Below are 22,956 nucleotides of genomic sequence, written 5' to 3'. Positions count from 1 at the left end.
GGATCTTGATGGGAGGTAATGATGTTCGAGAAATTGGGTGTGTTCGTCTACACCTGGCGCAAAGCGATGCTCGGGCTGACGCTGCTCTTCGCGGTGGTGGCGGGGGCGTATGGCGTCGGAGTATTCGGCGATATGGTGCCCAACGGCTTCGAGGCGCGTGACGCCGAGAGCAGGCAGGCCGCGGAGTTGGCCGAAAAGACATTTCCGCAGCGCGCGCCGGATGCGGTCATCGTGTACCGGTCCGCCGACAGAACCGTCGACGACTCCACCTTCCGCACTGCGGTGCAGAACCGGATCGCGGCGCTGCCCAAGGATGTGGTCACCGGATCGGTCGACTTCTGGACCACCGGAGCGCCGGATCTGGCCAGCCGGGACCGCCATGCCACCTATGTGGGGCTGAACCTGGCGGGTGCGGATGACAATGCCAAACAAGACAGCTATCTGAAGATCAAGGACAAGCTCGGCGTCGATGGGCTGCGGAGCGTCCGCGGCGGCAGCACCCCGGCCGGATACGAGGCCGGTAATCAAGTCGGTAGTGATCTCGGTATGGCCGAAGGACTTTCGTTCCCAGTGCTGTTCATCCTGTTGGTGATCGTATTCGGCGGACTGGTCGCGGCCAGCCTGCCGCTGGTCGTCGGCGGCCTGTCGATCCTCGGCTCGATGGCGGTGCTGCGGCTGCTGGCCCAGTTCACCGGTATCTCGGTATTCGCGATGAGTCTGGTCACCATCCTCGGTTTGGCCGTGGCCATCGACTACGGTCTGTTCATCGTCAGCCGCTACCGCGAGGAAACCGAACGCGGCCGAGCGGGCGCCGACGCCATTGTGCACACCCTGGCCACCGCCGGACGCACCGTCGCGGTCTCCGGTATCACGGTCGCGGTGGCGCTGGCCTCGATGAGCTTCTTCCCCTTCGTATTCCTGAAATCCATGTCCTACGGCGGAATCGCCGCGGTGCTGCTGTCGATGGTCTTCTCACTGATCGCACTGCCCGCGGCACTGGGCGTGCTCGGCCACCGGGTCAATGCGCTGTCGCTGTGGAAACAGCGTTCTGCCGTCCCCGGTGATGGCGGCTTCTGGTACCGGCTCGCGCACGGCGTCATGCGTCGCCCGATCGCGGTGACCGCGGTCGCCGTCGCACTGTTGCTGGTACTGGCCGCGCCGCTGCTGAAGATCGACTTCGGCGCCAACGATGCCCGTCAGCTACCCGAAACCGCCGAGGGGCGACAGGTTTTCGAGATGCTGGTGGATGATTTCGACGGCGACGGTGCGAAGACGATCGACGCCGTGTTGCAGCTGTCCGGTCCCGCCGACACGCCGGCACAGCAGAGCGAACTCGCTGCCTACGCCACGCGACTCGACAGCGTAGCGGGTGTGCGCAACGCACAGATCACCGGAGCGGAAGGCGCGATGGCGCGGGTGTCGGTGTCGTATGACGGTGCGGCGGTATCGAAGTCGAGCCGAGTACTGCTCGACCGCCTGCGTGCCCAGCCCAAACCGCCGGGCGCGACCGCCTATTTCGGCGGTGAGACCGCGGCGTACGACGATACGCTGCGCAAGCTCGGCGCAGTGCTGCCGTGGATGCTGCTGTACATCGCGGTATCCACCTACCTACTGCTGTTCCTAGCCTTCGGCTCGGTGTTGTTGCCGCTCAAGGCGATTGTGATGAATCTGCTCTCGCTGTCGGCGACCTTCGGCATCCTGGTCTGGATATTCCAGGAGGGGCATCTGTCCGGCGTGCTCGGCTTCGATCCGACCGGCAATATCGAACCGAATATGCCGATCATGTTGTTCGCCTTGATCTTCGGCCTGTCCATGGACTACGAGGTGTTCCTGCTCTCGCGGGTGCGCGAACAGTACGACCGGCTCGGCAATCCCACCGCTGCGGTCGCTACCGGCGTCCAGCGTACCGGCAGGTTGATCACCAGTGCGGCGCTGCTGATGTGCGTTCCGCTGGCGGCCATGGCCTTCAGCCAAGTACTCACCATGAAGCTCTTCGGCGTCGGCATGGTGGTCGCGATCGTGCTCGACGCGACGATCGTGCGGATCCTGCTGGTTCCGGCGATCATGCGCCTGCTCGGCCACGCCGGCTGGTGGGCGCCGGGTCCGCTGCGAAAGTTTTACGCCCGGTTCGGCATTCAGGAATCGGATGGAGAACCGGCACCGGCCGAAGCGGAGCCGCCCACCGAGTCGGACGTGCCCGCGCTGACCTGACCGCACAGCTGATCCCCCCGGCCGTCGAATCCGGCGGCCGGGGGATTACCGGCTGCGGTAGTCGGTGGCGTTGGGTCCGGTCGCGAAGCAGCGTTCAATGGCGGCCAAGGTATCGGTGATCGTCTGCTCGCGTGTGACCGCGTCGATCCCGGCGCGGTCGAGCACCAGCGACGCCAGGCCGTGCACCGTGGACCACGCGGCCAGCTCGGCATTCGGCCGATGCGTCGGATCGGTGAACCCGACCTCGACCAGCTCGTCGAGCAATTCCGAGAGCAGGTCGAAGGCCGGCGAATCGCGCTCCTCGTCATCGGCGGTGTCGCAGAAGGCAGTTCGGAACAGGCCCGGTTCGCTCATCGCGAATGCGATATATCCGCGCCCGGCCGCGTTGAGTCGGGTGACTCCGTGCGTCCCCGGCTCGAGCGTGGCAAGTGCCGCCGACATGGCCCCGAAAAGGCTGCACTGCGCCTGCTCCTTGGCCACACGCAACAACTGCCCATGATTGGTGAAATGCCGATAGGCCGCCGTCGGCGTAACCCCCACGCGCCGCGCGGCCGCCCGCACGGTCACCGCCGATGGCCCACCCCGCCCGGCCAGTTCGACCGCGGCCCCCACAAGAGCGCTACGTAGATCCCCGAAATGATAAGAACCATTACGCTTCACCGCAGATCCCAAATCAGCCACCCGCACGATGCTGGCAGCTGAACACATCGCATGACAACCGAACCTGCCCGAATTGAGTGGTCGCATATTCCGGTCGATGAACACCTCGGCCCGATCTGGCAAACTCGGCGGAATGGGATTTCGTGACTTCATGACACGAGGTCGGGGGAGGATCCGATCCTGGCTTCGCGTGCGCACAATGCTGCGGACCGCGGCGGTTGCCGCCACACTGGCCACCGTCGTCGGCCTGAGCTCGATTATCTGGATCCGGTACGCGGCCAGCGACTATGAATACTCGGTCGATACCGTTCCCGCCGCGGAGGTGGCATTGATTCCCGGCGCGCAGGTCTACGCGAGCGGTCAGCCGTCGCCCTATCTCGCGGCCCGACTCGAACTCGGCCGCAGGCTACTGGAAACCGGGAAGGTCAAGGCACTGCTGCTCACCGGCGACAACGGCCGCCCGAGCTACGACGAGCCCACCGCCATGCGCAGCTATCTCGTGCGCAAAGGCGTGCCCGCCAACAAAATTGCCCTCGACTACGCCGGATTCAGCACCTACGAATCCTGCGCCCGCGCACACAAGATCTTCGGGGTACAACAGGCCATCGTCGTCACCCAGGACTTCAGCCTCCCCCGCACCATCGCCCTCTGCCGCGACGCAGGCATCGAGGCCACCGGCATCGGCGACGACACCCAGCCCCACAACCTCACCTACAACAAGTGCTGGCTCCGCGACCAATTAGCCGCCACCAAGGCCGCATTCGACATGCTCGTACACCCGGCCCCGAAATTCCTCGGCAACCAAGAATCCACCGTCCGCGACGCCATCAACGCGACACCGCAGTAGCCGGTTAGCTAACACCAGCAGTGTTGCCCCCTAGAAACCAAGACTGGCGTTCGGGGGTTTCGCGGTCTTCGTGGCATCGCAACCCCACTGCCACCGCATGGTTCGCGGTTCCGCGTTCTTGGGGGATAGTGGTACGCATCGCCGCTTTGCGACTGCTGATCACCCGGACTGCACGCAGCTGTACCAGCACCGCCGAAAGAATGTCGCAGCGTCGATTCCTCACCGCCGCAATGTCTGTCGGCATCCTCGCGACAGGAACGGCCGCGACCGGACGTTGGCTCGCCGCCCAGCTCCGTGATGTCGCCGCCGACCAAGCCCGGTTCCAGGTGCCTCGCCCCATCCATCCCGCTCTGGCAATCTCTCCGGATATACAACTAGCTGCAACCATGGCCGAATCGCTCCTCGAGCGCGTTGACTTCGCTTCGATCGGCACCAACGACCTCGCCCAGTACGAGATGGCGGCCGACCGGATGTCGCTGCAGCTGGCCGTCCTCACCGACCCCTGACAGCCTGCACTTCGATCACATGAGAGTGATAGTGAGGTCGGCTCGGGGCGCCATGCCGGCGTTGCCGCCGATCGGTTTCCCCGAGCCGCCCTCCAGGACCCGGCACCCCTCATTACGCACCGGGTTCTCCTCGCCGGCCTGGCGTCATCTCATCGAGTACCCGCCCACCCGTGCCGGACGTCAGCCGGGCAGAGAAGTGGTCGCCCCGTCACGCGGGCGCGTCCGCATCAACCCGGACCGTTGTCGAGGACCGCTTTGACCCCATTGGGCGTCCGCTACGCACGCAGGCGCGCGACCTGGCTCCTCGGAGTCCGGACGTTCGCATCTTTTCAGGCCGGCACAGGAAGGGCGTGTTCCGTCGGCTCGGGGAGCGGAGGCTTGCCATAGACCGACTGTTCGAGGCCGCGAATGTATCCGATGGCGAACAGTCGCCCCAGGACGCCGTATGCCGGGCGGTCGTTGGATTCGCCGTGCATGGTGGGGACATGGTCCGGACGCATGGGACCGGAGAAACCGACCTCCGCGTAGGCGCGCATGCATTCGGGTAGGTCCGTCTGGCCTTCGTCGTGGAAGGTTTCCTGGAAGTCGTCGGCGGTGCCCCGGACGTCGCGGAAGTGGACGAAGCTGATTCGGTCCAGACCGCCGAATTCCCTGATCAATGTGGGCAGGTCGACGTCCATCAGGGCGAAATTGCCCTGGCAGAACGTGATGCCGTTACTTGTGGACGGGTGCAGCGACAGTAGCCGCCGGAATGCCTCGGGGGAGCGCATGATGTGCGGCACGTTGCGGCCCATGGGGCGGGGCGGGTCGTCGGGGTGCATCCCGAGCCTGACTCCGGCTTCTTCGGCAACCGGGATGACGGCGTCGAGGAAGTAGCCCAGCGCATCCCACAACTGGTCTTCGGTGATCTCGCCCGGTTCGGCCAGCGGCGGCAAGCCTGCTATGTCCGCTGCCCGGAACCCGGTGACCAGGGCGCCCCCGCGCCCGATGATGTCCACGCTCGTGCGACCCCAGCTCGAGATGGCCATCCAGTTGTAGCACAGGGTGGGGATGCCCAGTCGGCCCATCGCGCGTATCTGCGTGAGAATGTTCTCGATTTGTTCGTCTCGACCGGGGAGCCCCAGGCGGACCTTGTCCATGGGGGCCGTGTCCTCGATGGCGATCACTTTGAGGCCGTGTTCGGCGAAAATTTCGATATCGCGTCTGATCGCTGCCTCCCCCCACGGAATATCGTCGGAAGCAGTCCCTGAGAACCCTTTCTTGCCGACCGAGGCGAACATGCGCTGGTCCTGTTCGGCTCCGTTGAGGAGGGCGACGACGTTATCGACCCCGCATTGTTTGATCAATTTCCAGAGCGGCTCGGGCCGGGGGGAAAGCATTTCGCTCAGTTGAATCATCATGCAACCTTTCAGTTGGCCCTGGTCGGTTCGGGCATTGCGTCGGTGCTTCAGTTCTTCGTGTCGGGAAGCGGGGCGGCGATGCGGGCGAGTAGGCCGCCGTCGACCCGGATTTCCGCTCCCGTGACGAAGCTGGCCCGAGGGCTGGTCACGAAGGAGACGACTTCCCCGATTTCCTCGGGCCTGGCGACCCTGCCGAGGGGGTGGGCGGTGCCCCAGTTCGCGACGATCTGTTGGGCGCTTTCTTCCGAGCCGTCGCTGAACAGTGCCGCCGACGTGCGGAGCATGGGTGTGTCCACCGAGCCGGGGCTGATGCTGTTGACGCGGACCCCGTACTCGGCTTCGTCTACCGCCATCGCCCTGGTCAGGGCGAGGAGAGCACCTTTGCTCGCCGTGTACGCGGCAACCTGGTTCTGGGTTGCGGTGGCCTGCACGGAGGAGATGATGGCGATGCTTCCGGCCGGGCTCTGGCGCAGGTAGGGCAGGGCCGCACGGGCGGCGAGGAAGACTCCTTTGACATTCACGTCGAAAACTTCGTCCCAGGTTTCCTCTGGGGTGGAGGGAACATCGCCGTACCGCTGGATTCCGGCGGAGGTAATGAGGGTATCGAGCCGCCCGTACCGGGAAATTGCCTGCTCGACCGCATATCGGCTGGTATCGGGATCGCCGATCGGTCCCCATACCGCGACCGCCTTGCCGCCTGCGCGGTTGACTTCCGCCGCCGTTTCCTGGGCAGGGTCCTCGGTCTGCCCGTGGCAGACGATGGCCGAGCCTTGACGGGCCAATGCCAGCACGATGCCCTTGCCGATGCCTTGGGATCCGCCGGTGACGAGGGCGACCCGCTCGTCGTGTTCACCCATCACGCACTCCTGTCCTCGAAATTGATGCTCAGTGGGATCTCGATCGCAGCCCAGGGGCCGAGGCGCAGGGCGCTCCGCCGGTCCGGACCGCTTGTTTGCATGCTTGCCGGTTCCATGGCCATCGCACGGGCCCGCCCATACCACGGGAACTGCTGGGTGGCATTGAGCTCCTGCCACAGCCATGCGTAGGGCAGGTGCGTGCCGTCCCAGTCGAGGCGGACCGTCAGGCCCAGGTCCAGATTGGTGACCGAGACCCAGTGCGCGGTGAAGTCGTGCAGCCACCCGAACACTTCGCGCGATCTACCGCGGGGCGGTATTTGGCGCAGATCGACACGCTCTCCTGATTTTGTGACGGCCCAGGGCCAGAGGTGTTCAGAGCCGGAGTCGAGCACTGTTTCCCGCTCCGGATCACTGGTGAACCGGCGTGCGCCGGTTTCGAGCCGGCAGTCCCCGTCCAGGAATGGGCCGCCGAGCGCGGGGTGGCTCGAGTAGTCGAACTCCAGAGCGGTGCCGCTCAGGTTCGTGAGCGTATCGGCGAGGTGCAGCCGGGAGCCTTGGAGCTCGATGACCCGATCGATCCGCACCGGGACCGAGAACAACTCCACATGCAGCCGCGCCGAGCCGGTCGATGCTTCATCAACCCGCCAGGGGACGACCGACGCTTCACCGTGGAATGCCACGGGAGCACCGTGGATGGACCGAGGGTCGCCGGCGTTCGGACACAATGTCTGCCAGCCGCCCCGGTACTGCTCGAGCCATCCAGCGACCGGGTCGTATGTCGAGGGCCGCTGCCCGTCGCGGACAGCGTCGGCGCGTTCCCGCCATGGCGTCCTGAAGAGCGCGTCCACTCCGATGCGCCGGTGGACGAGAGAAAGAATGTCCGCGCCTCTTCCGGGATCGATGCTGACCTGCAGGTCGGGGCTGGTGAGGTCGAGGGTTCGCTGGCTCATGCGGCGAAGGGCTGGACGCGAACACCGGCGGTGTTGGTGGCGAGCGCGAAGACAGAGCCCGCCAGGGGCTGCTTGCTGAGCCGGTCTTGCGGGATGTCCGCCGACGCCGAGGTGATGTACAGCGTTCCGTCATCGGAGAAGGCGCAGCTGGACGGTTGTTCGACGGGCATCGGGACTCGTCCGATCAATTCGCCTGAGGGGGTGTAACGGCGCACCTCGCTGCCACCCCAGATCGCGACCCACAGGCATCCATCAAGATCGACGGCGAGCCCGTCGGGCAGTCCGCCGTCGATCTTGCACAGCGGGGTGAATGGTCCGACCTCGCCTTCGTCACTGCGGTAGGGCGCGCTGAAAAGCAGGTTCGCCATGCTGTCCGCCAGGTACATGGTGGTGTCCTCGGCGTTCCAGCCCATGCCGTTGGGCAGAGCGAATCCGGTCGCTACGACACTGCTCGGCGCCTGCCCGTCCCATCGGTGCACAGCGCCGGCGCCAGGGACGAAGTCGAGGTGGGTGCTCCCCGCCCAGAGACGGCCGCGCGAGTCACATTTGGCGTCGTTCATACGCAGGGTGGGTTCGGGCAGCACCGGGTCCAGAATCTGAAGCTTTCCGTCGGCGAAGATCCCGAGACCTTCGGAGACGGCGACCGCGAATCCCTCATGCTGAGCCCTGGGCGCCACTGCGCCCAGGAGGGTGCCCAGGGCGGAGGTGCTTTGCTCGCCTGCCGCGAGGTCGTTTTCGAAGAGCAGGCCGTTGTTGATGTCGACCCAGCACAACCGTCCGGTCCGCCGGTCCCAGACAGGTCCTTCACCGACCGTGGCATGGGCACGGATCACCACGTCAGGCTGCGGAAAAAGTTCTATGGAACCCATCGTTTTGCTCCTCTCGCTCTCGATCGCGGGTTGTACCTGCGGCGTTCACAGGACGCCGTAGGTCGCAAAGGCTTCAGTGGTGCTCATTCCCTGTTCAATGGCGTGGCGGACCTGGTTCTCGGCGCTGGCTTTGTCCAGCGCGCGGGCCAGCACTTCGTCCTCGAGGGCGGCCGGGATGACCAGGACGCCGTCCCTGTCCCCCACGATGAGGTCTCCGGGGGCGATCTGAACACCGTCGATTTCGAGGGGAATCCCGTAGTCGAGCACAGTGGCGCGGACTGCCGAATCCTGGCCGTAGCCGCCGCGGCTGAAGACCGGAAATTTCTGGTCCAAGACCTTGTCGGTGTCCCTGTGGTAGCCATCGATGACGGCGCCGACCGCTCCTCTGGCACGTGCGGCCGCAGTCATGATCTCGCCCCAGGCGGCGCAATCGAGACGGCCGCGGCGGGCCAGGTAAACGTCGCCGGGCTGCAAAGCGTCCAGGGCTTCGGTCAGTTTGCCGAAAGGCTTCGCCGGCGTCCCGAAGACGTCCCCGACCAGCACCGGCATCGCCCGGCCGACCACGATCATGGTGGGCAGCAGGGGCTGCACCGCAGCCGGCAGGAACTGGTGTGTACGGCCGATCGCATCCAGGATGTCGCCGAGAACCGGGGTGTAGAGCGAAGCGGCAACGAGATCGAATCGTTCGGTGTCGTTGGGCGGTATCGTGGCCATTTCTTCCTTGTGTCGATGATTCTCGGGTGGCGGTGGCCCGCTGGTCAGGTCGAGGTTGCCACTCGGCGTGAGCGCCATACGTTCACCAAGACCGCGATGAGGACGACGGCGCCGCGGACGACCTGCTGGGCGTAGGGGTCGACTCCCAGCAGCACCATCCCGTTCATGAGTACGGCAATGAACAGGACACCGATCAGGGTCCCGACGATGGTCCCCTTGCCGCCGCTCAGCGCGGCGCCGCCGATGATGGCGGCGGCGATCGCATCGAACTCCAGCCCGTTGCCGATGGTGCCGTTTCCGGAGGACAGCTGTGCGGATTGGAGCAACCCGGTGACCGCCGCGGTCAACGCGGAGATCGCCAGCACCGAAATCCGGATGGTGCGTACGTTGATGCCGGAAAGTTCGGCGGATTTCGCATTTCCGCCCACGGCGTAAATCGACCGGCCGAACACCGTTTTGCGTGCAATGACCGCGATCACGATAAAGACGACCAGGAGATAAACGGCCGGCACGGGAATGACTCCGGCGATCTTTCCGCCGCCCCAGTAGAAAAACTTGTCGGAGTCGATGGGAATCGGGAATGTGTCGGTGATCAGCATGGCCATTCCACGTAGTCCCAGATATAGGGCCAGAGTGGCGATGAAGGTCGGGACCCCGAATACCGCCCGGATCCATCCAGCTAAGGCGCCGATGGCAGCAGCGGTGACAAGGACCAGGATGCATGAGGCCCACATCGGCCATCCGAGGTTGACGACCATGACTCCCAGCAGGGCAGACGATAGCGCGGCGAGGGATCCCACGGAGATGTCGATCTCGCCGGCCACGATGACCAGCGTCATAGCGAAAGCCACAATCCCGAAGAAGGCGGCTTGCTGAAGAATGTTGAGCAGATTGCGCGTGCTGAGAAAGTTTGGTGCGGTGAAGGCCAGTACCAGGAAGACCAGCACCAGCACGCCGAGCAGGCCGATGCTCTCCCAGGAGCGAATGCGCATGAACAGGCCGCCGGCCTCGGATTCGGCGGCCCTTCTTTGGGGCTGCATGACGTCCGGGTGGGACATTTCAGTTGCCTTCTTTCATGGCAAGTGCCAATAGTTTTTCCGTCGTGGCACCGGCCCCGACGACTTCGTCTCGGATCCGGCCATCCCTGAGCACCAGCACGCGGTCGCAGACTTCCGAGAGTTCCTCGAGCTCGGAGGAGACAAAGATGGAGGAAATCCCGTTCCCGGCCAGCTCTCGGATGAGCTTGTAGATTTGGCCTTTGGCGTGGACGTCGATGCCGCGGGTCGGCTCATCGAGCAGCAGCACCGACATCTTCGCCGCCAGCAGTCGGCCTATCACAGCTTTCTGCTGGTTTCCGCCGGACAGAGTGCCGATCTCTTGACCCGCTGTCGATGCGACGATCGAGAGCGCGCGCAGCGTTTCCTTCGTCATGGCGGCCTCGAGCGGGGGCTTGATCCAGAACCGCGGCAGCACCCGGCCCCGGGCCGATAGCAGGATGTTTTCCCCGACCCCGAGCATCGGCACGATTCCGGAGCCTTTCCGGTCCTCGGGGGCCAGTCCGACTCCTCTGGCCAGCATGCGGCGGGGGCGGCGACGCAGGATGCGTTCGCCGGCCACGGACACCTCGCCCTGGACGCGGTGTCGCAGGCCGTAGATGGCTTCGAGGAGTTCGGTGCGCCCCGATCCCAGCAGCCCGGCAATGCCGAGCACTTCACCGTCGTGCAGATCGAAGTCGACGCCGCCCAGCACACCAGGGATGCGCATGTCCCGCACCGACAGTACGACCGGCTGGTCACGACGATCCCGGTGCTCCATCCGGGCCGCCGCCTGGCCGCTCTCGCCCGCGATGAGGGCGGCCACCCTTTCCGCGCTCGCCTCGTGTGCACCTAGGGTCTGCACTTCGCGGCCGTCTCGCAACACAGTGAGTGTGTCGGCAACCAGCGGGATCTCTTTCATCCGGTGGGAAACGTAGATGATTGCCACTCCCTGACCGGCCAGGCGTCGGATCAGGGCCAGCAGCGCGTGGACCTCGTGACTGTTCAGGGCGCTTGTCGGCTCGTCCAGGATCAGTACCCGGGGCTCGTCCAGCAGTGCCTTGGCGATTTCTACGAGCTGCTGATGCGCCAGGGAAAGGTTGCCGACTTCCTGCCACAGCGGAATCGGTTCGCCCAGCATCTCGATGGCCCGCCGGGCATTGTCTTCCAACGTCTTGGCATCGATGAAGCCCGGCCCGTTCCGGCGTTCGGGCCAGCGACCGAGCGTGATGTTCTCCGCCACCGACAGTCCCGGCACGAGGCTGAACTCCTGGTGCACCATGGCGATGCCGCCGGCCCGTGCGTCGCCCGGCCGGCTCCAATGCACCTCTTTGCCGGACACGCGCAGTCTTCCGCCTCCTGGATCTGGCTGCTGAGACCCAGAGATGAGGTTCACCAGGGTCGACTTCCCGGCCCCGTTCTTTCCGAGCAGGGCCCGAACCTCCCCCGCACGCAGGGTGAGGTCGACGTCTACCAGCGCCTTGACGGTTCCATAGGTTTTGCTGAGGGAAATGCATTCCAGGATCGGGGGAGCGGTCTTATCCACAAGCGTTCCTTCATCGATGACCGGGCAGACACCGTGCGGTGGCGCGCAAGGGCCTCGGCACCTGCCGTTCCTGTTCCTACTTGCCCAGGTACTTGTTCACTGCGGCCGGATCGTCACGGGTATAGGTGATTCCGGGGAGGTCGGTCTCCAGAGGGGAGTTCGCCGTGCCCGCAACGGCGTTCCTGGCCCGCTCGTACGCGTCCTTCGCGGTGGTCTGCGGGTCCTGCCCGGTCGTGGCCTGAAGAATGTTGTTCTTATCCAGCAGGAAGCCAGCGAGTTGTTTGGAGATGTCCGTGCCGAAGACAGGAACGGTTTTGCCGGACTGCTGGACAGCGGTCACCTCCCCGACGGTGCCCCCCTCATTGGCGGCCCAGAGCAGGTTGATGCCGGGATCTCCGGAGAGCATGTTGGTGGCGACAGTGGTGGCCTTATCCGCAAGGAATCCCTCCTGGTCGGAGGCATAGGTGGCCGTCACGCCCGCATCGTCGAGCGCCTTCTTGAAGCCGGCTTTGCGCAATTTGCAGGTTTCGGCCGCGCTGTCGCAGTTCAGGATGCCGATCCTCGCCGACCCGCCGAGCTTGCCCTTGATGTATTCCGCGGCGGCTTTTCCTGTCGCCGTTCCCAGGGCCGTGTTGTCGGACTGGACGACACCCTTGACAACGGAGGGATTCGTGGCGTCGGCCGTGCAGTTGCCGTAGCAGATCAGCGGGATGCTCGCAGCCTTGATCGATTTCATCGTCGCCAGCGAGCCGGCAACGGTAACGGGCTGCATAATGATCGCGTCAACCTGTCGCTGGATCATGTTCTGCGCGGCGGCAGCCTCCGCGCCCGCATCATTGTTCGAGTTGGCCGCGATGACCGTACCCCCGTCGGCCTTCACCGCCGCTTCCAGCGCTGTCTGGATCCCCCTGAAGTATTCGTCGCCCTGGAGCATGATCAGCCCGACCGTGAGCTTCTTGCCGCTGCCGCCCGCGCCACCGCTGCCCGCCGGCCCGCATCCCGAGACCGCAAGGACGGTCAGGACCCCAGCTGCGACAAGCGAGAGAAATCTCCGCTGCATTCCAATCTCCTTTGATTGCAGGTCGCACCATACTAGAGTTCAAACATACTTGTATACAAGAGCTCGATCGGTCAAAATTTGAGCATGGCTTCTACTTTCCTGTCCGCTGAGGGGCCGCCGCCCGCACCGTCTGCCGGTCTGCGGCGGGTCGTCCGCACCCCGGCTCGGCAGCGAATCTCAGACCGGGTCCACGATGAACTCACCTCGGCGATCCGGGACCTGCGGCTCGAACCAGGGGCTCTCCTGTCCGAGGCCGAACTCTCCGAGCAGTTGGGGGTCAGTCGGACGCCCTTGCGGGAGGCCATTTCTCGGCTGGTTGATCAAGGCCTGCTCAGTGTCGTCTCCCAGGTCCGGACCAGCGTGGCGCTCATCGACCTCTCGGAGGTCCGGGAAGCCTGCTTCATTCGCCGCGCCCTCGAAACGGCAGCATTCCGGGAAGCCTGCGAATCCGGTGTCGATGTCGGCGAACTCCGGCGCATTCTGCTGCGTCAGGAGCGGGCGGTGGCCGGCCGTGACGTCGAAGACTTCTTCGTCTCGGATGAGGATCTGCACCAGGAGATCTTCAGGCTGGCCGGATATCCGGGGGTCTGGAACATGATCCGGCGCTCGAAGCTGCAGCTGGACCGACTTCGCCGGCTGGCGTTTTCCGAGACCGTGATCACCCGGTACGTCATCGACGAGCACATACGCATTGTGGATCTGCTCGAGAACAGGGACGTCGAAGCGGGTATGCGCCTCATCACGGAACATTCTCGTCACGTGCTCGACAGCGCCGATAGGGTCCGGTCCGAGTACCCGGGGTATTTCACCCCATGAGCGGTGCCCGCGCCGGACCGGTCCGGCGGCCGCGCGCGGGCACGCGAGCATGAACCGTGATCAGCTCGCCGCGGAAGCAGAGCTTCACCGTCTGCGGCATGCAGGCGCGCGGCGAGCCACTGCCCCGGGACATCACCGCAGGACGCGGCAGAGGGCAACCAAGCGAAGCGAAACGTGGTGTGGGGGCCGGACATCGTGTTTTCTGCCCCCACACCATGGTGTCGTTGGTGATCGACCGAAGTCACCGGAGGATGGCGGCGCAGCCTGCGAATTCCGCCGCTGCGCCGAGTTCGCGTTCGATGTGCAGTAGCCGGTTCCATTTGGCAGTGCGCTCGGAGCGCATGGTGGAGCCGACCTTTATCTGGCCGGTGCGCCAGCCCACTGCCAGGTCGGCGAGCCAGCTGTCTTCGGTATCGCCGGAGCGGGCGGAGAGCACCGTCCGGTAGTTCGCATCGTGCGCGGTGCGCACGACGGACCGCGCCTGGGTGAGGGTCCCGATCTGGTTCGGTTTGACCAGCACCGCGTTGCCGACGTGCTGGGTGATTCCGCGCTGCAGCCGGGCCGGGTTGGTGACGAAAAGGTCGTCGCCGAGCAATTGAGTGCTGTCGAGCCGTCCAGTGGCCTGTTCCCAGCCGTCCCAGTCGTCCTCGGCGAGGAGGTCTTCGATGGAGATCAGCGGGTAGGTGGTTGTCCACTCGGTGAATTCGCTGATGAGTTCGGCGCTGGTCAGCGCGCGGTCTTCGGTGCGGAGAAGATACTGGCCGTCATGGAAGAATTGGGTGGCCGCGACGTCCACCGCGATCGCTGCCTGCGTCCCCGGCTCGAGTCCTGCGCGGTGGATCCCTTCGGTGACCAGGTCGAAGGCGTCGCGGTTGCGCGTCAGGGGGAAGGCGAGCCCGCCCTCGTCCGCGACTAGCGCAGTGGATAGACCTCGCTTTTCGGCCGCCACGGCGGTGCCTCGCCGGACACTCCAACACCATTCCAGTGCCTGGCGGAACGAGTCGGCGCCCACCGGGACGACGAGAATGTCCTGAATGTCGATCGCACCGCCTGCGTGTGCGCCGCCGGAGATGATATTGACCATCGGCAGCGGCAGCAACGGTACGGTTCCGGCATCGAGAACGCTGCGGTACAAGGGCATTCGGCGGGCATCGGCGGCGGCGAGCGCGGTCGCGACCGACACAGCCAGCACCGCGTTGGCTCCCACATTCGACAGCGTGGCATCGGTATCGGTGGCGAGCAAAGCAGCATCGACCGCGGGTTGGTCCAGAGCGTCGAGGCCGTGGACGGCCTCGGCCAATGTGGCCTCCACGTTGGCGACGGCTCGCGTGACGGCCCGTCCGGCGTAGCGGTGATCGGCGTCGCGCAGCTCGGCTGCCTCGTGGGTTCCGGTGGAGGCGCCGGACGGTGCCATCGCCTGCCCGCGTGCGCCGCAGGCCAGCAGTACCTCGCAGGCGACCGTGGGGGTCCCGCGGGAGTCCAGTGCTTCCCACGCGAGCAGGGAAGTGATGCGGGTGTCCGTCATGAGATCGTCTTCCAAAGTTCGTTGAGGCTGGCCTCGCGGTGGAGCGCGGCAATGGCCAGCTCCCGTACCCGTTCGCGGCCGCTGGGGGTGAGATATTCCGCCGGAGATTTGCCGTCGACCCGCGCCAACAGTAGGCATCCGACGTGTGCGGCCAGCTGCCCGGATTCCGGGACCAGGTCGCCGCGCACCGCACTGGAATAGCCATGGTTGAAGGCGTCCGCCACGCCGTGGTAGCCGAGGGTGTCCTCAGGCCGGTGGACCGCTTTGAGAAGCAGGTGGGTGTTGAGGAAGGCGAGATCGAAGACCGGAGAGCCGTAGTGGGCAACCTCCCAATCGATGACCCAGGCGTCGGTGCCGTTCACCAGGATGTTCTTCGGAGAGAAGTCGCCGTGTACCAGGCATATGCGCTCGCGCAGCAGCTGATCGGCCAGTGCGTCGACCTTACCGGCAAGGCCGGGGTTGGCCGCGCCTGCTGCGCGGTAGAACGGCGCTATGCGCAGGCTCGCGAAGTGCGTGTTGCCGAAGTCGGCGGCGAGCCGGCTCTGACCGGTGGTGCCGGTGTGCCATCGGGCGAGTGCGGTGGCAACGGTCCCGGCGACCGCGGGTTCGATGGCTCCAGCGAGAAGTTGGCTCTTCCAGTCCTGCCACTGTCCGCGTGCGCGTTCGATGGTGATCGTCAGCGCTTGGTCGTCGGTGTCGATCACCTTCGGTACCGCGGTGGGGTCCAGTTCGCCGGCCAAGCGGAGCGCCGCAGCCTCGACCAGGATTCTGGCGGGGTCGGCGTACCACTCCTGCGTCACCCGCAAGCGCGGTAGCGCCTGCTTGACCACGACGTCCACCCCGTCCCCCCGCACCGCGAGCACCTCGTTCGACACCCCTCCGGACAGTGGGTACGCGCAGGCGGTGCTGCCGCAGGGGAGTACACCACGGCCGATCAGGTACGGGATGATGGTCTCGGTGGTGAACACTGCTCACCTCCGGCTACGGGCGTGGTGACGCATTTCGAGATCCCCGACGCGAGTGACGATTTCGTCGCCGTCGGTCAGGAAACGCGGTGGCTGTTGGCCAAGGCCGACACCTGCTGGGGTGCCGGTGAGGATCACGTCACCGGGCAGCAACGTCACGATGCCGGACAGGTAGGCGATGAGCGTGCTGACGTCGAAGATGAGGTCCGAGCTATTGCTGGCTTGCACCTGCTGACCGCTGACCTCGCACGACAGCGCGATCGCGTCCGGGTTTTCCCACTCGTCGGCGGTGACCAGCACAGGCCCCAGCGGTGTGAAGCCAGGGAAGGACTTGCCCAGGCTGAACTGCGGTGTCCCGGATGGCCGCATCTGCACGTCGCGCGCGGAAATGTCTTGCGCCGCGGTCAGTCCCGCGACGAACGACCACGCCCGGTCAACTGTGACGCGATGGGCGCGGCGCCCGATCACCACGGCCAGCTCGACTTCCCAGTCCACCTGGTCGGTCGGCAGTTCGATATTGCCCCAAGGACCGGTCACTGAGCTGGGGAACTTGGTGAACACCAGCGGGAACTCCGGTTCCGGTAGCCCTGATTCGATTTGGTGGGCGCGATAGTTGAGCCCGATTCCGAACAGCTGCCGGGGTAGCGGTACGGGGGCGTCGGCCTTGTCTACCTCGAATGGCTCGTTATCGGCGGCCGGGACGCCGCTGGCCCAGCGCAGGAATTCATCCCACCGGTCATAGACCGCCAGGGGGTCGGGCCCGAAGCGCCCTCCGCTCGCATCTGCGATGTCGGTCGCCCGGTCGCCCGCGACTATCTTCGCTCGGCCGGCTGTCACACCAATGCGCATCTTCTACCCGTCCTCAGTCGTTGTGTTCGGTGTCCGGAGGTCAGCCGGCGAGAATTCCGCCGTCGATGACGAATTCGCTGCCGGTGACAAATGCCGCGTCGTCGCTGGCCACATACAGTGCTGCCTTGGCCACTTCCACGGGTTGAGCCAGCCGGCCCATGGGTTGACGGGCAATGAGCTGCGCGCGCCGAGTATCGCGATCGTCCGCTTGCGCCAGTAGCCGGCCCACCCAAGGTGAATCCACCGTGCCCGGGCATATGCAGTTGCAGCGGATACCCTCCTTGGCCCACTGCACGGCGACCTGCTTGGTCAGCGAGATGACCGCCCCCTTGCTCGCGGAGTAGGACGCCCGGTCGGGGAGCCCGATCATCCCCGCGACCGAGGCAGTGTTGACGATGACTCCGTAGCCCTGGCCGAGCATGTGCGGCAGCGCGTATCTGGTGCACAGGAATGTGCCACGGACATTGACCGCGAACACGCGGTCCCATTCCTCGACCGTGGCGTTCAAAACACTGGTGGTCGAACCGATTCCTGCGTTATTGCACAGAATGTCGGCTCCGCCACCGAATAGGCGAGCCGCGACATCGAACAATCCGGCGACATCGTCCTCGACGCTGATGTCGGCCCGGACAGCGTGCGCTCCAGCGGGCAGGCTGCCGGGGTCGAGGTCCGCGCCGATCACCTGGGCGCCCTCTTCGAGAAACAGTCGGGTCATTTCCCAGCCGATGCCGGATCCTGCCCCAGTGACCAGGACCTTGCGGCCGTCAAAGCGTGCCATTGGTTACTCCAGCTTCTTAATTCGTCGATGGATGGAAATGTCGTGTGGCCTACCGAGGCCGAGCGCGTCCGGCACACGCAGCCGATCGTGTGGGCTCGTCCGCGGCGGCGGCGGCGGTGGGCGGCGGGCGAGGTGTCGCCCGGCGATATCGCCGATCATGGCTGGCATATGGTCCTCGAAGAGGAAGCCCATCGCAGCCGACTGCGTGCAGCCGCAGGATGACCTGGGCAGGATTGAGGTGCCCCGCACCGAGAAAACACTCGGCGAACTGCAGGACCATGCCTTGACATCGCAGAAGTGCACGTAGCAGATCCAGTGGCCCACGCGCCAGGTTGCCCCACCAGCCCGAATGCCGCGCGATTGAGTGCTTCGTCCGCAGCGAAGAACACCGGGGCGGGCAGTGCTGTGGTCGCCAGTCGGCCTCAACCAGCCGGGTCAGCGTTTCGCGGACCGGTGTGCGGCTGACGAAGCGTTTGTGAGTGCGTCTTCCGACCCCTCGTGCCCACACCGAAGCTGCAAGATCCTGGACGGCCGAGAACGTTTCGAAGACCAGATCCGAGGTACGCCGGCCTGTTCGTTGCCGCTGGATCGGTGACAGGCCCGACACGAGCTACCGACGGCGCCCTGTGTTCTGTCGCGGGGAAATATCATGACCACAATCTTGCATACCAGTTGCTTGTATGCAAGTATTCATCCGTTGTTCTCGGCGATGGGATCGGTGTTGTTGGCGAAGTTTTGCGCGAGCCCGGACAGTAGAGTGCCGGCGTCGCCAGTCAGCACCGAGGCCGCGGTGGCGTCGAGGCCCGCCGCGAGAGGCAGGCAAGCGGTGAGTTGGAGCCCGGCTCCGATCGGATCTCCGGCGGTGAGTTTCTGTACTGGGCCAGGCGACCTCCTGGGCTTGGCCGACTTCGTTCGCGACCCAGCCGCAGCGCCAGATGGACGCCCAAGCCCTCGGCCTTCGCTACGGAGACCGGACGGGACGAGACAACACCCCAACCGAGAAACCGCTGCCATTCGATAAATCGACGGGTTCAGTATCGAGCCCGAGAATCGGGTCCACGTCTTCGGGTCAGTCGGCGAAGTAGTCCGGATGTTGCTCGCGCAACATCGGACCATAGCGGCGTACCCGGTTAACGTGTGCGCGGAGCAGTGTCTGGCCGCCCTCGATGTCACCGACCTCCAGCGAGTCGACGATCGCGGTGTGTTCGTCGATCAGCTCCCGCAGCATGTCGGGTTCGGGAAGGCTCAGCCGGCGTAGCCGGTCGAGTTGGAGCTTGATCGGCTGCATCATCGTCCAGATGCCGCTGTGCCCGCTGAGCACGAAGATCTGCTGGTGCATTGCTTCGTCCGCGGCGAAGAAGGCACCGAGGTCGTGGCTTGCGTGGCAGCGTTCCTGCTCGGTGATCAGTATCCGCATGGTGTTCACATCGCGGTCCGGGCGTTCACATGCGGCCGCGAAGGCGGCCAGTTCCAGGGCTTCACGGACGAAGCGCGCTTCCTCCACGTCCTGTAACCGGATTCGCTCGACCCGCGTGCCCACCTGCGGTACGACGGACACCAACCCGTTGTCGACCAGGCGCGCGATTGCCTCACGCAGCGGCGTGCGGCTGACCTCCAACTGGGCGGACAGGTCGGTCTCGGACAGCGACGCGCCCGGCGGGATACGCAGGTTTCGAATGGCGGAAACCAACTCGTCATAGACCCGGTCGGATGTGCGGGCGCGGGCGCGTTCACGCCGGATGGGTGCTATCCGGGGTACGCCACCGGTGCTGAGTGGCCTGGTACTCACCCATCCATTCTCGCATGCTTGCGTACTTGTCCATGATCAGGACGGTGGGGTGTGGCTGATGATTGGTTGCAGCTGTTGTGGCTCATGAGGAATGGCTGCCTCACCGTGCTGGACGCTCCGGCCACTTATTGAGATCTGATGCGGTTCGTCCTTCCCCGCCGTGGAGCCCGCGTTCGACTACTCGGCGCGTCCGCCGCTGATCCTGGTCGCCGGACTGTGCACCCCGGCCGAGGTCCGCGACGCCGGAATCAACCGTGTCACAACATATCTCACCGAGAACGGCGCCCATACGTGGTCGGCGGCGTGGGTGGGGTGAGTACGAACGCGATGAGCAGGCGGCGGATCTCCGGTAGTGCGAGAGCGATCATGCCTTCTTCGCTGTCGGTGAGTCCCCCTTTGTGGCAGCGGTTTTCGTGGCGACGAGCCAGGCCGGGGCGAGCGCCGATAGGGTGATGTGGGCTTAAAATGACGATGTGCAGCGCGCTGCAGTGACCGATCCTTCGCGTGTCGTGGTTCTCGGGTCCGGGTTTGCGGGTCTGTGGGCGGCACTCGCGGCGGCCCGGCGGCTCGACGAGCTCGGTGTGGCGGTCGGAACCGTCGATATCACGATGATCAGTTCCACGCCGTACCACGACATCCGAGTGCGCGACTATGAGACCGATCTGAGCACATCCCGCATTCCGCTGAGCGCACTTCTCGATCCGGTCGGAATCAAGCACATTACCGGCGAAGTGACGGCGATCGATGCGCTGGCGCGGGCCGTGGAATCCACCGCGGGCGCCCACGGCTACGACCGGCTGGTGCTCGCGTTGGGCAGCCAGGTGGTCAAGCCCGATATTCCTGGTCTGCGGGAGTTCGGTTTCGACATCGACACCCATGACGCAGCGACCAGACTGCAGGCCCACCTGCGCCGGCTTGCCGAGGGCCCCGCTGGCCAGGCGGCCGCGACAGTAGTCGTCGTCGGGGCAGGTTTGACGGGCATCGAAGCGGCCACCGAGCTGCCCGCAATGCTCGCTGACATCTTTGCCACGCGTGCCGTCGCACCGCGGGTCATCCTGATCGACCGCAACCCGGACGTCGGCTCGGACATGGGCGCATCGGCGCGACCGGTCATCGAGGCGGCGCTGGCCTACACCGGGATCGAGACCAAGTTGGGTGTCGGGGTCCTCGCCATCGACGAGCGCGGCGTGACGCTCTCCTCGGGTGAAGCGGTGACCGCCGCCACCGTCGTCTGGTGTGCCGGCATGCGGGCCAACCCGCTGACCGCCGACTTCGGGGTCGACCGTGACCGGCTGGGTCGACTCCCCGTCGACGACTATCTGCGGGTCTGCGGTGTGCCCGGGGTGTTCGCCGCCGGTGACGTCGCCGCCGCGAAAATGGATGACGAGCATATGTCGGTAATGTCCTGCCAGCACAGCCGCCCGATGGGCCGATGGGCCGGATACAACGTCATCGGCGATCTTCTGGGCAAGCCCATGAAGCCGTTGCGGATCCCCTGGTATGTAACGGTTCTCGATCTGGGACCGGCAGGCGCGGTGTATACCGAGGGCTGGGACCGCCGCGTGGTCGCGTGCGGCGAGGAGGCCAAACACACCAAGCGCGCCATCAACACCCGGCGTATCTATCCACCGTTGAACCGCGACCGCGACGCATTGCTGGCCGCCGCCGCACCCGAACTGCAGGCCGCGCCCGAGCACGGACCCGAGTCCGCCCATCGACGACCAATTGCGCTGATGGATACATAATCCGACGGAACGTGCCACAACTACTAGGGTTAGACGACTGACTCGCTAGTTAAATTTCAGCAACATTGCGTACGCTCCACCGAAGTGGACCGTCGATGGCCGACTGCGGGGAATATGACGTCGCCATTCTCGTTCGGATTGGTGCTTCTCCAGTTGCTGGAGGCTGGCTTTACATGCTCTTCATGGCCATTTCTTCGGTCATGTCCAGCCCCGGCCAACGCTATCCGCAGCGGTTCGCGCAGTCGTTGCGCACCCGCTTCGAGTCGATCCGTGACGGCGCGGTTACCGGAGTAGACGCGGTGGGCTTCAGGATGACCTGTGCCGGCCCGCGGCCGGGGAGAGCGATCTGTGGCCGGGTTGTGGCCGGCGATGACGCGCCCGATCACTGGTGGCGGGGTGTTATTCCTGGCGTGCGCTATTCCCCGCAGTCGCGGAGCCGGCATCGACTCGCAGGGGCGGTAGGGGGCGCCAGGTCGCCGGAACTCCGCGCATCAGCAAGGCGCAGTCGAGCACCGCGCTGCCTGGCGGGAACCGGTTCTGGTCGTCGAAGACCGTGGACCGAACCGAGCGGACGTCGACCGGCTCGACGTGCCATGAGTCCGTTCGGAGTTCGAGCCCGTCGAGGCATTGACCACCACGCGTGGCCGAGAATCCGGCGGAGCCACATCGAAAGAAGTCCGATGCCTGCGCCAGATCGGCGAACAGTTCGCTTCCCTGGAACCGCTCGGCGGTCTGGACGTCCACGCTGACGGAGATCGTCTCGTCCTGACTGGCGAAGGCCACATGCAGGTCCTGCGCCGTCTCCCGCACGTCGAACCGCGCCAAACTGTGCTCACCCGGAAACAGTCGGCCACCGGCAAGGGCATTGATCACCGAGCCGCTGTCGCGACGCGAGATGTACACACCGGTCGAGCGTCCCTGCGGACCATCCCACTCAACCGCGATGCGATGCGCCGCGTTCTCGCTGCGCAGCCCGACCCAGCTGGGTAGCCAACTGGGTCGGAACTGTCCGAGGCGGATCAGGCAGATGCCGGCAACCGCCCAACCGCCAATCAATTGAGGTCGCATCGGCGGCGGCACCAAGCTCGCCGCGGCCTGAGGGTCGACTCGGTAGTTCACAAGAAGACGTCGCTCAACGACGCTGGACATCCGCGGCGGTCTCATTCGGCACCCCGATTCTTCGTGGTTTGCAGTCTGCGCTGTCCGACGATGACCTGTTCCGGGCAGATCGCGCTCAGGAACCTGCCAACACACAACGCCAGTCGTTCCTCAACAAGCGAGTAGAAGATCCGATTGGCGGCTCGTCGCTCTCGGACGAGCCCGGCTGCCTTGAGTACGCCCAGATGCCGGGAGATCGAAGGACCACTGATCGGAAACCGCGCGGCAATATCGCCCGCGGTCAACTCGCCGGAGCGGAGGTCCTCCAGGATCTGCCGGCGCGTCGAGTCGGCCAGCGCGCGGAACACGCCGGCTTCCTCTTCAGGGTCGACCTCGGTCATGTTAGCAATTTAGCACTGTAGCTAAATAGCGAACAAACGTGATGGGATTCCGGCCGCCGAGCGACTGCCGCAATTCGGCGGTGAGCTTGCCGCAATGCGCCCAGCCGATCCGAGTCACTGGGTGCGCACCGTCGTGCAGAACGTGGGTGAGCCTCACAAGTGCTGGCGGGCGGTGAAGTACGCGACCGCGATCCGCAGCGGCACCGCATCGACGGAGGCGATGCGTTCCGGGGGATCGATGCAACCATTGGATGGGCGTCGCTGAGGGCTTTCCCGGTATCGACACCGAAGCCTCTCCGCCGCATGCGACAGATATCTGCGCTCCTTGGCCTTATA

The 22,956-nt window shown here is 65.3% G+C and carries 23 protein-coding genes; 7 read left to right on the top strand and 16 right to left on the bottom strand.

Translation table 11 applies throughout. The annotated features are described in order from the left end of the window. Window positions 1–21: 21 nt before the first annotated feature. On the top strand, window positions 22–2,211 hold the full coding sequence (locus tag ACWEO2_RS04455) for an MMPL family transporter (protein ID WP_452404050.1): 2,190 nt from the start codon (window positions 22–24) through the stop codon (window positions 2,209–2,211). A 45-nt stretch (window positions 2,212–2,256) separates the two neighbouring features. Here ACWEO2_RS04455 and ACWEO2_RS04450 read toward each other — a convergent pair whose 3' ends face one another. Beyond that, window positions 2,257–2,823, bottom strand: a complete 567-nt coding sequence (locus ACWEO2_RS04450) for a TetR/AcrR family transcriptional regulator (protein WP_452404049.1) — start codon at window positions 2,821–2,823, stop codon at window positions 2,257–2,259. 247 nt (window positions 2,824–3,070) lie between these two features. On the opposite strand from ACWEO2_RS04450, the gene ACWEO2_RS04445 reads away from it, so the two are divergent. Continuing rightward, on the top strand, window positions 3,071–3,718 hold the full coding sequence (locus ACWEO2_RS04445) for a SanA/YdcF family protein (RefSeq protein ID WP_452404159.1): 648 nt from the start codon (window positions 3,071–3,073) through the stop codon (window positions 3,716–3,718). Between the two features lie 200 nt (window positions 3,719–3,918). Next, entirely contained in the window at window positions 3,919–4,224 is a 306-nt protein-coding gene (locus ACWEO2_RS04440; protein WP_452404048.1) for a putative PEP-binding protein, read from the top strand. Between the two features lie 329 nt (window positions 4,225–4,553). Here the strand turns inward: ACWEO2_RS04440 and ACWEO2_RS04435 are convergent, their stop codons facing one another. The 8 genes from ACWEO2_RS04435 to ACWEO2_RS04400 all read right to left on the bottom strand — a co-directional run bounded on the left by ACWEO2_RS04435 (window position 4,554) and on the right by ACWEO2_RS04400 (window position 12,654). Continuing rightward, a complete protein-coding gene (locus tag ACWEO2_RS04435) occupies window positions 4,554–5,621 on the bottom strand; it encodes a mannonate dehydratase (RefSeq protein ID WP_452404047.1) in 1,068 nt (355 codons plus the stop codon). A 50-nt stretch (window positions 5,622–5,671) separates the two neighbouring features. Continuing rightward, on the bottom strand, window positions 5,672–6,481 hold the full coding sequence (locus ACWEO2_RS04430) for an SDR family NAD(P)-dependent oxidoreductase (protein WP_452404046.1): 810 nt from the start codon (window positions 6,479–6,481) through the stop codon (window positions 5,672–5,674). Continuing rightward, window positions 6,481–7,431, bottom strand: a complete 951-nt coding sequence (locus ACWEO2_RS04425; protein ID WP_452404045.1) for a DUF4432 family protein — start codon at window positions 7,429–7,431, stop codon at window positions 6,481–6,483. Before ACWEO2_RS04425 ends, ACWEO2_RS04430 begins: the two co-directional genes overlap by 1 nt. Further along, window positions 7,428–8,300 (bottom strand): SMP-30/gluconolactonase/LRE family protein, encoded by an 873-nt coding sequence (locus ACWEO2_RS04420; protein WP_452404044.1) that lies wholly within the window; start codon window positions 8,298–8,300, stop codon window positions 7,428–7,430. Before ACWEO2_RS04420 ends, ACWEO2_RS04425 begins: the two co-directional genes overlap by 4 nt. A gap of 45 nt (window positions 8,301–8,345) precedes the next feature. Continuing rightward, on the bottom strand, window positions 8,346–9,092 hold the full coding sequence (locus tag ACWEO2_RS04415) for an RraA family protein (protein WP_452404043.1): 747 nt from the start codon (window positions 9,090–9,092) through the stop codon (window positions 8,346–8,348). Beyond that, complete coding sequence (locus tag ACWEO2_RS04410; RefSeq protein ID WP_452404042.1) at window positions 9,059–9,967, bottom strand: ABC transporter permease; 909 nt, start codon at window positions 9,965–9,967, stop codon at window positions 9,059–9,061. Before ACWEO2_RS04410 ends, ACWEO2_RS04415 begins: the two co-directional genes overlap by 34 nt. 106 nt (window positions 9,968–10,073) lie before the next feature. Then, a complete protein-coding gene (locus ACWEO2_RS04405) occupies window positions 10,074–11,594 on the bottom strand; it encodes a sugar ABC transporter ATP-binding protein (RefSeq protein ID WP_452404041.1) in 1,521 nt (506 codons plus the stop codon). A gap of 76 nt (window positions 11,595–11,670) precedes the next feature. Continuing rightward, the gene (locus tag ACWEO2_RS04400) at window positions 11,671–12,654 is read right to left on the bottom strand and encodes a substrate-binding domain-containing protein (protein ID WP_452404040.1); all 984 of its coding nucleotides are present in this window, start codon (window positions 12,652–12,654) and stop codon (window positions 11,671–11,673) included. An 84-nt stretch (window positions 12,655–12,738) separates the two neighbouring features. On the opposite strand from ACWEO2_RS04400, the gene ACWEO2_RS04395 reads away from it, so the two are divergent. After that, window positions 12,739–13,470, top strand: a complete 732-nt coding sequence (locus tag ACWEO2_RS04395; RefSeq protein ID WP_452404039.1) for a GntR family transcriptional regulator — start codon at window positions 12,739–12,741, stop codon at window positions 13,468–13,470. 241 nt (window positions 13,471–13,711) lie between these two features. Here ACWEO2_RS04395 and eno read toward each other — a convergent pair whose 3' ends face one another. From eno to ACWEO2_RS04375, 4 genes are read right to left on the bottom strand one after another with little or no spacing between them, the layout of a single operon-like run. Continuing rightward, complete coding sequence (gene eno, locus ACWEO2_RS04390; protein WP_452404038.1) at window positions 13,712–14,995, bottom strand: phosphopyruvate hydratase; 1,284 nt, start codon at window positions 14,993–14,995, stop codon at window positions 13,712–13,714. Further along, window positions 14,992–15,963 carry a phosphotransferase gene (locus tag ACWEO2_RS04385; RefSeq protein WP_452404037.1) on the bottom strand — a complete coding sequence of 324 codons (972 nt, stop codon included), beginning with the start codon at window positions 15,961–15,963 and terminating at the stop codon, window positions 14,992–14,994. Before ACWEO2_RS04385 ends, eno begins: the two co-directional genes overlap by 4 nt. Window positions 15,964–15,966: 3 nt before the next feature. Further along, window positions 15,967–16,797: a fumarylacetoacetate hydrolase family protein gene (locus ACWEO2_RS04380; protein WP_452404036.1), complete on the bottom strand. Its 831-nt coding sequence runs from the start codon at window positions 16,795–16,797 to the stop codon at window positions 15,967–15,969. A gap of 52 nt (window positions 16,798–16,849) precedes the next feature. After that, window positions 16,850–17,587, bottom strand: a complete 738-nt coding sequence (locus ACWEO2_RS04375) for an SDR family NAD(P)-dependent oxidoreductase (RefSeq protein WP_354953392.1) — start codon at window positions 17,585–17,587, stop codon at window positions 16,850–16,852. A gap of 27 nt (window positions 17,588–17,614) precedes the next feature. On the opposite strand from ACWEO2_RS04375, the gene ACWEO2_RS04370 reads away from it, so the two are divergent. Continuing rightward, on the top strand, window positions 17,615–17,809 hold the full coding sequence (locus ACWEO2_RS04370) for a hypothetical protein (protein WP_452404035.1): 195 nt from the start codon (window positions 17,615–17,617) through the stop codon (window positions 17,807–17,809). An 847-nt stretch (window positions 17,810–18,656) separates the two neighbouring features. On the opposite strand, the gene ACWEO2_RS04365 is transcribed toward ACWEO2_RS04370, so the two are convergent. Then, window positions 18,657–19,376, bottom strand: coding sequence for a GntR family transcriptional regulator (locus ACWEO2_RS04365; RefSeq protein ID WP_452404034.1), 720 nt, complete (start codon window positions 19,374–19,376; stop codon window positions 18,657–18,659). A gap of 160 nt (window positions 19,377–19,536) precedes the next feature. Between ACWEO2_RS04365 and ACWEO2_RS04360 the strand changes: the two genes are divergently transcribed. After that, window positions 19,537–19,692, top strand: coding sequence for a hypothetical protein (locus ACWEO2_RS04360; protein ID WP_452404033.1), 156 nt, complete (start codon window positions 19,537–19,539; stop codon window positions 19,690–19,692). 172 nt (window positions 19,693–19,864) lie between these two features. Then, window positions 19,865–21,121 carry an NAD(P)/FAD-dependent oxidoreductase gene (locus ACWEO2_RS04355; protein WP_452404158.1) on the top strand — a complete coding sequence of 419 codons (1,257 nt, stop codon included), beginning with the start codon at window positions 19,865–19,867 and terminating at the stop codon, window positions 21,119–21,121. A 399-nt stretch (window positions 21,122–21,520) separates the two neighbouring features. Here the strand turns inward: ACWEO2_RS04355 and ACWEO2_RS04350 are convergent, their stop codons facing one another. Both ACWEO2_RS04350 and ACWEO2_RS04345 read right to left on the bottom strand, forming a co-directional pair. Further along, window positions 21,521–22,270 carry a DUF2071 domain-containing protein gene (locus tag ACWEO2_RS04350; protein WP_452404032.1) on the bottom strand — a complete coding sequence of 250 codons (750 nt, stop codon included), beginning with the start codon at window positions 22,268–22,270 and terminating at the stop codon, window positions 21,521–21,523. A gap of 11 nt (window positions 22,271–22,281) precedes the next feature. Beyond that, window positions 22,282–22,620 carry a metalloregulator ArsR/SmtB family transcription factor gene (locus tag ACWEO2_RS04345; RefSeq protein WP_452404031.1) on the bottom strand — a complete coding sequence of 113 codons (339 nt, stop codon included), beginning with the start codon at window positions 22,618–22,620 and terminating at the stop codon, window positions 22,282–22,284. Window positions 22,621–22,956 lie beyond the last annotated feature (336 nt).

Source organism: Nocardia sp. NPDC004278, from assembly GCF_053602975.1.
Note: the sequence above shows the minus strand (reverse complement) of the source record. Positions and strands in the feature narration are given on the sequence as shown.